Here is a 1,992-nt window from a genome sequence, read left to right on the forward strand (position 1 = left end):
GTGATCGTAGGGACCGTGCGGCCGAGGGTTCACTGCTTGACGGAGCCGGCCGCGAGGCCAGACTGCCAGTACTTTTGCAGGAACATGAATGCGATGATCAACGGAACAACTGCGATAAGCGAGCCCGTGATGATGAGGTTGTTCGGAACCTGACCGTCTGAAGTTCCCTGGGCGCCCATCTTCAGCCACATGTTCAGACCGACTGTCAACGGGTAGTCGTTGGTGTCCGAGAGCATGATCAGCGGCAGGAAGTAGTTGTTCCAGACACCGACCAGCGTGAACAGCAGTACGGTGACGAAACCTGGAGACAGCAGCGGGAAACCGACCTTCCAGAAGATGGTCCAAGTGTTTGCACCGTCCAGTTTCGCGGCTTCGATCAGCGAGACCGGAATCGAGGTCTGCGCATAGATGATCATCAGATACAGGCCGAACGGCGTGGCCAGCTGCGGAATAATCACGGCCCATGGAGTGCCGACCAGCCCGATCTTCGAATACATGAGGAACAGCGGCACGGTGATTACCGTAGAAGGAATTGACATGAATGCCAGAGTGACGGCCAGCAGGGCGTTACGTCCAGGGAATCGCATGGTGGCGATGGCATACCCGGCGAAAGTGGCAATGATGGTTGCACCAACACCTGCTACCACTGCGTACATGATCGTATTGAACAGCCAGCGGGTATAGGCGCCATTCTGGTAGGAGAACGTATCCTGCACGTTCTGCCAGAACACATTCTTGTCATCGAACCACAGGCCGAAAGAGCTGAAGATGCCCTCACTGGTCTTCGTGGAAGAGAAGATGACCCACAGCAGCGGCACGAGGCAGTAGATGACCATCACAGCCATAATGATGTGCAGCAGCCAGTTGAGCACACGCTGCTTGCCGGTCAGCTTCGGAGCCGGCTCACGCTGCTGCATGCGCTTGTAATGCTTGCTTGCCTTGAGCGCCAGTTTGGCGTCTCTGCGCTGCAGCGACTTGGAACGTGGTTTTGCGATTGCTTCACTCATCACTTGTTCTCCCACTTGTTGCCGATGATCTTAACGACGGCGACCAAGGCCATGACGATGATGCCGATGACCAGAGAGACGGCAGCGGCATAGTTGACGTTCTGGCCATTGAATGCGAGGTTGTAGGTGTAGATGTTCGGCGTATAGCTGCTGTTGATCACGTCCGGGGCGGAAGTACGCAAGATGTTCGGTTCGTTGAACAGCTGGAGCGTGCCGATTACAGAGAAGAGGACTGTCATCACGATGGTGCTCTTAATCTGCGGGATCTTCACGGACCAAGCGATGCGCAGCTCCGAAGCGCCGTCAATACGGGCAGATTCGTACAGGTCGTTCGGAATGCCGATCAGTGCAGAATAATAAATCAGCATGTTATAGCCAAGGAAGCACCAAGTGCAGATGTTTGCGATGGCGAACAGCATGAGCTGCTTCGACAGCATATTAGGAGCTTGCACACCCATCATATGAAAAATTTGGCCAACTAAACCATACTTATCGCCGTAAATGTATCCCCACATCAGCGCCGCGATGACGCCTGGGACGGCATAAGGCAGGAACAGCAGGATTCGCGGCACCGCGATATGGCGGATCCTCTGGGAGTCCAAGACGAGCGCCGCCACGAGGGACAGAATCAGATTCATCGGAATCTGGATCGCCGCGTAAATCAGCACGTTCCTAAAGCCGCCCCACAAAGCCTCATCCTTGAACGCTCGGATGAAGTTGTCGAAGCCCGCGAATGTGGTGCCACCGAGAAGGGACTGCTTGAAGAAGCTGAGATAAAGCGCGTAGAACATCGGGACGATCATGCCGAACAGGAAGACCACCACGTATGGAAGACAATACCATATGCCTATGTATTGGCGCTTCGGCTTGCGCATCACGGAAGTATCCGGTTGCGCCGTTGCATTTGTCATAGTTTTTCTCCTAACCCGTCTGAATGAGCCTGCCAACAACATCGTCGCCATTGCCGTTTCATCCATCGGTACGT

At 54.7% G+C, this 1,992-nt stretch carries 2 protein-coding genes; both read right to left on the reverse strand.

What is annotated here, in order from left to right:
• Positions 1-29: 29 nt before the first annotated feature.
• Positions 30-1,007, reverse strand: coding sequence for a carbohydrate ABC transporter permease (locus FYJ31_RS12365; RefSeq protein WP_154536810.1), 978 nt, complete (start codon positions 1,005-1,007; stop codon positions 30-32).
• Complete coding sequence (locus FYJ31_RS12370) at positions 1,007-1,918, reverse strand: carbohydrate ABC transporter permease (RefSeq protein WP_154536811.1); 912 nt, start codon at positions 1,916-1,918, stop codon at positions 1,007-1,009. Before FYJ31_RS12370 ends, FYJ31_RS12365 begins: the two co-directional genes overlap by 1 nt.
• Between the last annotated feature and the right edge of the window lie 74 nt (positions 1,919-1,992).

This window comes from Bifidobacterium sp. WCA-178-WT-4B (assembly GCF_009696495.1).
Classification (GTDB): Bacteria; Actinomycetota; Actinomycetes; order Actinomycetales; family Bifidobacteriaceae; genus Bifidobacterium; species Bifidobacterium infantis.

Coding starts and splice junctions, on each gene's coding strand:
- FYJ31_RS12365 (WP_154536810.1), bottom strand. CDS start 1,007: ATGAGTGAAGCAATCGCAAAACCACGTTCCAAGTCGCTGCAGCGCAGA.
- FYJ31_RS12370 (WP_154536811.1), bottom strand. CDS start 1,918: ATGACAAATGCAACGGCGCAACCGGATACTTCCGTGATGCGCAAGCCG.